This window comes from Streptomyces niveus, assembly GCF_001723055.1.
GTDB classification, from domain to species: Bacteria; Actinomycetota; Actinomycetes; order Streptomycetales; family Streptomycetaceae; genus Streptomyces; species Streptomyces niveus.
Genome location: NZ_MDCR01000176.1, coordinates 1 through 5,805, shown reverse-complemented (window position 1 = coordinate 5,805; position 5,805 = coordinate 1). Strand labels below are relative to the sequence as shown.

5 protein-coding genes are annotated in these 5,805 nt (G+C 72.2%); 1 reads left to right on the top strand and 4 read right to left on the bottom strand.

The genetic code is table 11. From position 1 onward, the window contains the following. The 4 genes from BHU15_RS21010 to BHU15_RS20995 all read right to left on the bottom strand — a co-directional run. The coding region (locus BHU15_RS21010) for a pyridoxal-dependent decarboxylase (protein WP_255293166.1) at positions 1 to 650 on the bottom strand (650 nt) is incomplete at its 3' end. Next, positions 647 to 2,059, bottom strand: coding sequence for a diaminobutyrate--2-oxoglutarate transaminase (locus BHU15_RS21005; protein WP_069628607.1), 1,413 nt, complete (start codon positions 2,057 to 2,059; stop codon positions 647 to 649). The genes BHU15_RS21010 and BHU15_RS21005, both read right to left, overlap by 4 nt. A gap of 48 nt (positions 2,060 to 2,107) precedes the next feature. Next, positions 2,108 to 3,355: an alanine racemase gene (locus BHU15_RS21000; protein ID WP_069628606.1), complete on the bottom strand. Its 1,248-nt coding sequence runs from the start codon at positions 3,353 to 3,355 to the stop codon at positions 2,108 to 2,110. 252 nt (positions 3,356 to 3,607) lie between these two features. Next, on the bottom strand, positions 3,608 to 4,747 hold the full coding sequence (locus tag BHU15_RS20995) for a glycoside hydrolase family 19 protein (protein ID WP_069628608.1): 1,140 nt from the start codon (positions 4,745 to 4,747) through the stop codon (positions 3,608 to 3,610). Positions 4,748 to 5,027: 280 nt separating this feature from the next. Between BHU15_RS20995 and BHU15_RS20990 the strand changes: the two genes are divergently transcribed. After that, complete coding sequence (locus BHU15_RS20990; protein WP_023540091.1) at positions 5,028 to 5,450, top strand: PPOX class F420-dependent oxidoreductase; 423 nt, start codon at positions 5,028 to 5,030, stop codon at positions 5,448 to 5,450. The last annotated feature ends 355 nt before the right edge of the window (positions 5,451 to 5,805 follow it).

The following is a 5,805-nucleotide window of genomic DNA, read 5'->3' as shown; positions in this document are numbered from 1 at the left end:
GCGGCGGCGGACGCCAGAATGCGGGGCCGCGCCCCGGCCGCCGAACCCAGGCCGACACCCGCCCCGGCCCTCGGCACCCCTGTCAGCTCGATCTGCCGCCCCGTCGCGGCCCCCAGCACCCGGTCCCTGGCCAGCATCAGGCCCATCAGGTTGGACTCGGTACCGCCCGACGTCAGCACGCCCGCCGCCTCGGCCGGGTCGTACCCGACCAGGCCCGCCATCTCCTCAAGGAGGAGAGTTTCCAGGACGGTCGCGGCAGGCGCCTGGTCCCACGAGTCCTGGGACGGGTTGAGCGCGGAGACCGCCAGGTCGGCGGCGACGGCGACGGCCAGCGGCGGGCAGTGCAGATGCGCCGCGCACGCGGAGTCGGCCGGGTCGGCGCTGCCGTGCGCGAGGAGTTCGGTGAGCCGCCCGAGCGCCTCCGTACCGCGCGCTGCGCCGAACGTGTCCGCCACACCCCCCGCGAGATCGGCGGGCGACGCCGCCGCCACCGGCCCCCCGCGCCGCGCCGCGCCCTCCGCGAGCGCGCCCAGCACCTCGCGTACCAGCGGCTCCAGAGCCGCCGCGCCGCCCGCCCCGCCCGACAACGCCGTACCGGTCACGGGCCGCAGGAGTTCCTCGACGGCGGCGCCCAGCGCCTCGGTCGTCACGCCGCCCGCCCCGCGGCACCGTACGAGAACGCCTCGGCGATCGCGTCCGTCAGCCTCTCCAGCACCGATTCCGTCTCCTCGTCCGTGATCACCAGCGGCGGCAGCAGCCGGACCGTCGACCCGAACCGCCCGCCCAGCTCCAGGATCAACCCCCGCCGCAGACAGCCCTCCTGGACCCGCGCCGCCAGCTCCGGCGCGACCGGCCGTGACCCGCAGGAGTCCAACGGCCCCTCGGGGTCGACGACTTCGACGCCGATCATCAGCCCGCGCCCGCGTACGTCACCGATCAGGGGGAGTTCGGACCGCAGCCCGTCCAGCCGCGCCGACATCCGCGCGCCGACCGTCGCCGCCCGCTCCGCGAGCCCTTCGCGCCTCACGTACCGCAGCGTCGCCGCGCCCGCCGCCATCGCCAGCGTGTTGCCCCGGAAGGTGCCGGTGTGCGCGCCGGGCAGCCACCCGTCGTACTCCCGGTCGTACACGATCACCGCCAGCGGCAGCCCGCCGCCGACCGCCTTCGACATCACCATCGCGTCGGGCACGATGCCGCTGTGCTCGACCGCCCAGTAGGCGCCGGTGCGCCCGACCCCGGTCTGCACCTCGTCCACGATCAGCGGGATGTCCCGCTCCCGCGTGATGCGCCGCATCTCGCGCAGCCACCCGTCGGGCGCGGGCACGGCCCCGCCCTCGCCCTGGACCGCCTCCAGGATCATCGCCGCCGGCCGTACGACACCGCCCGACGGATCGGCCAGCAGCCGCTCGGTGTACGTCGCGGCCAGCTCGGCGCCGCGCTCGCCGCCGACGCCGAACGGGCAGCGGTACGCGTACGGGTACGGCAGCCGCGTCACCTCCCCGCCGGCCGCGCCCCCGCCCGGTACGGGCTCCTTGACGGCCACGCTCCCGGTCGCGGCCAGCGCGCCCGCCGTCATGCCGTGGTACGCGCCGGTGAACGCGAGCACCCCGCGCCGCCCGGTCGCCGTCTGCATCAGCTTCAGCGCGGCCTCCACGGCGTCGGTCCCGGCGGGCCCGCAGAAGTGCACGCGGGCGCGGTCGGCGAACGCCGTCGGCAGCGTCTCGAACAGCGCGTCGGTGAAGTCGTCCTTCTCGGGTGTCGCGAGGTCGAGCACATGCAGCGGGGCCCCGCTGTCGAGCGTGCGCTGGATGGCCTCGCGCACGACGGGGTGGTTGTGGCCGAGCGCGAGCGTTCCGGCGCCGGAGAGGCAGTCGAGATAGCGGCGGCCGTCGGTGCCCTCGATCGTCATGCCGTGGGCGCGGGCCGGGACGATCGGGAAGGAACGGGCGTACGTACGGGCGGACGACTCCCTGGCACGCTGCCGCTCCAGGATGGAGTCGGCGGCGGCTTCCGCGGATCGCCCGGACGACGCGGGCAACGTGACGGCGGGAACGGTCATGGAACGGCTCCGAAGTATGAGGGTGGTGAGTCAGGAGAAGTGAACGGCCTACGCGAGCAGATGACGCCCGGCGACCGGGTGCCCCAGGAAGGAGTGCATGGCGAACTCCCATCCGTAGGAACCCGCGTTGGGGAAGACGACGAGATCACCGGCGCGTACCCGTTCGACGAAGACGTCCCGAAGCAGGGTGTCCTCCGGTGTGCACAGCTCGCCCACGACGGTGACACGCGTCCGTTCCGCGACGGGCCTCGGACACTCCTCGCCGGCCTCCCACGCGTCGACCGGCAGCACGGCGACGTTGTGCACGATGTCCCAGGAAGTGGGCAGCTGGAAGTGGTTGATTCCACCACGCAGTACGGCGAACCACTCGCCGTACGACGCCTTGACGTCCGTCACCTCGGCCGCGTACCAGCCACAGTCCGCGACCAGGAACCGGCCGGGCTCCAGCACGACCTTCACCCCCACGGGTGGCTCGACGAGGGCGGCGAGTTCACCGAACCGGGCCATGTCGAAGGGCGTCTCGCCCTCGAAGGCGACACCTATGCCGCCGCCGATGTCCACGTGCCGCAGCTCGACGCCGGTCGCGGCGGCCGTGGCCACGCTCCACTCGACGCACCAACGAAGGTACGCCGCATGGGTGTCGGCGTCGAGATTGTTCGAGGCGGCGTGGATGTGGAAGCCGACGATGTCGAGGCCGGGGAGTTCGCGCGCGGCGCGCAGCACGTCCGGCACGTCGGGCTCGGCGACGCCGAACTGCGAGGGCGCGCCGCCCATGTGGAGCGAGCCGCTGATCGGGATGTCGGCCGGGTTGACGCGCAGCGCGACGCGCGCGGTGACGCCTTCGGCGACGGCGATACGGCTGACGCGGTGGAGTTCGAGCAGGCTCTCCGCGTTGACGGCCTCGACGCGGGCGCGGACGAGGGCGGTGAGGACGGGTACGGACTTGGCGGGCCCGGCGGCGACGACGGCGGGGATCTCCCCCGACTCCACATGTTCCAAGGCGAGTTCCAGCTCATGGACGGAGGCGACCTCGAAGCCGTCGACGTGCGGGGCGAGCGCGCCGACTATGCCGGGGTACGAGTTGGCCTTGACCGCGTAGTAGACGGCGGCCCACTCGGGCAGCGCGGCCCGCAGCTCCCGGGCGCGCGCGGCGGCGACGGCTCCGTCGTACACGTACGCCGACACGGGCTCGGCGCCGCGCGCCAGTTCCAGCAGTCGGGTGCGGACGGGGGCCGGCAGGACGTCCACGGGGTGGGCGGCGAGCGGCGCGGCGGAGGGCGGGAACTGGACGGACACGACAGTTTCAACCTCGGCTGGGGGGTGGGGAATCGGGCCCTCCTGACAGGACAGAACGGCCAAATCGCTTAGGTGAGCCTAACCTAATGCCCCGCTCCGGAGATTCAAAAGTAGCCCATACGTGGGAGAGATCCACCGGCACGGAGGGCGTATTCACCCGGACCGGTGCCGCCGGGACGCGACGCACCCCCGTGGCATCGCGTCGGGCGGTGCGCACGGGGGTGCGGAGGGGGTGCGGAGGGGGTTTTCAGATCAGCAGGAGAGGTTGTCTCCCGGCGCGACTCCCAGGAGCTGGGTGAAGTGCTGGTAGGAATCCACCCGGCTCTGCACCTGGGCGGGGTTCCTGCCGTCGCACTCCAGGGCGCCGTTGATGGTGCGGATGGTCTGGCCGAATCCGGCGCCGTTGACGATGGCGTCGTGGCCGGTCATCGTCCCGGGGCCGGTCTGGGTGTTCCAGTACCAGAGGCCGGTCTTCCAGGCGACGGCGGCGTCGGTCTCCACCAGGGACGGGTTGTTGAGCAGGTCGATGCCGAGCGCGTCGCCCGCGGCCTTGTAGTTGTAGTTCCAGCTGAGCTGTATCGGGCCGCGGCCGTGGTACGCGTCCTGGCCGGCCGGGCAGCCGTACGGCTGGGCGGCGTCGCAGTAGGCGGGGTAGTTCGCCGTGTTCTGCTCGACGGAGTAGAGCAGACCGGCGGTCTCGTGGCCGATGTTCGCGAGGAAGGCGGCGGCCTCCCGCTTCTTGACGGTGTCGTCGCCGGAGGTGGCGAAGGCGGGGTAGGCGCTCAGCGCCGCCTTCAGCCCCTCGTAGTTGTAGAGGGCGTTCCGGTTCGGGAACATCTCGTTGAACTGCGCTTCGCTGACGACGAATCCCGAGGTGGATTCATCCTCACCACCGCCCTCGCCGGTGGGCGGGACGTCCGGCTCGGGAGCCGGCGAACCGCCCCCGGACAGGTACCACTTCTCGTTCTCGGCGCCCTGGCAGGGCCAGATCTGGAGCGGCGTGCGGTTGGCGCTGTTGTACGCGCGCACGTCCAGGCACTTGTTCGCGGCCGGGTTGACGATGTCGTTGGCCTGGCTGACCACCCACTGCTGGGCGGGCCCGCCGTTGCAGTCCCACAGCTGCACGTCCGCAGCGTCGGCGGTGCCGCCGCCCCGGATGTCCAGGCACTTGCCGAACGCCCGCAGGGTGCCGTCACCGGGGTTGGACCACTGCTGGGCCGGGGTGCCGTTGCAGTCGTAGAGCTGAACGGTCGTGCCGCTGGTGCTGTTGCCGTCGGCCACGTCGACGCACTTGCCCGCGAAGCCGGTGATCGGGCCGCCCACCGAGTCGGCCGCCAGGGACATCTCGGGCGACTCGACGACGAAGAACGCGGTACCGACGACGACGCCCAGCGCGGCTCCCAGCACCAGGCCCGTACGGACGGGGCGCTTGGCCAGGCGCGCTCTGAGGTGGGGGGTGGTGAAGTTCACGAATGTCACTCCTTGTCGGGCCGCGCGTGCCCCTACGGTGTCGGGGCGTGGCGTCGCACGAGCCCCGCACACCGCAACGACTCCGGAGGAGGAACGGTTCAACGCGGGCCGTGGCGGAGGGCCACGGCGGCGGGGTTTGCGCGAAGCTGGTCGAAGCTGTCGAAGAGTTCCGCGAGTCCCAGGAAGAACAGGATCAACAGAGATGACCTTCAACCCCCGTGCCCTGCTGGCGACGAGCCGCATCGGCGTCCTCGCCACGATCAAGTCGGACGGCCTGCCCCAGCTGTCCCCCGTGATGCCCTTCTACGACGAGGAGGCCGGCGTACTCCTCGTATCGATGACGGAGGGCCGCGCCAAGACGACGAACCTGCGCCGTGACCCCCGCGCCGCCCTGGAGGTCACCAGCGCGGACGGCTGGTCCTGGGCGACGGCCGAGGGCCCGGTCACCCTCACGGGCCCCGGCACCGACCCGCACGGCCCGGAGGTCGAGGCCCTGGTCGCGTACTACCGCCGGGCCTCCGGCGAACACCCGGACTGGGACGAGTACCGGGCGGTGATGGTCTCCGACCGCCGCGTCCTGATGACGATGACGGTGACGCACGTGTACGGCGCGAAGATCGCGTGACACCGGGACACCGTCACGGTTGACGCCCCCGGGTGCGGCGGGGGCGGGGCGGGTGAACCGTTGCGCCCCTGACTCCGTTGTTGGAGCACAGGGCGGCGCTCGTCTGATTGACCCAGCGACCAGGAGGCTACTTTGCCGGAAAACGCCTATTACCTAGATTATTTGAAGGCCAGCCAGCGGCGCATGGAGCCGAAGCAGGTGGGCGGGCAGACGGAACAAGCGAAACGCGTTTCCGCCCGGCCCGACTCCGGGACGCTTGGAGAGCCTGCCGCCCAGGCTCCACCCGCCCGGCGCGGACAGGGGCAGCCCGAGACCACCACTCCCGTCTCGCGAGCAGAGGCAACACCCAAGCCCC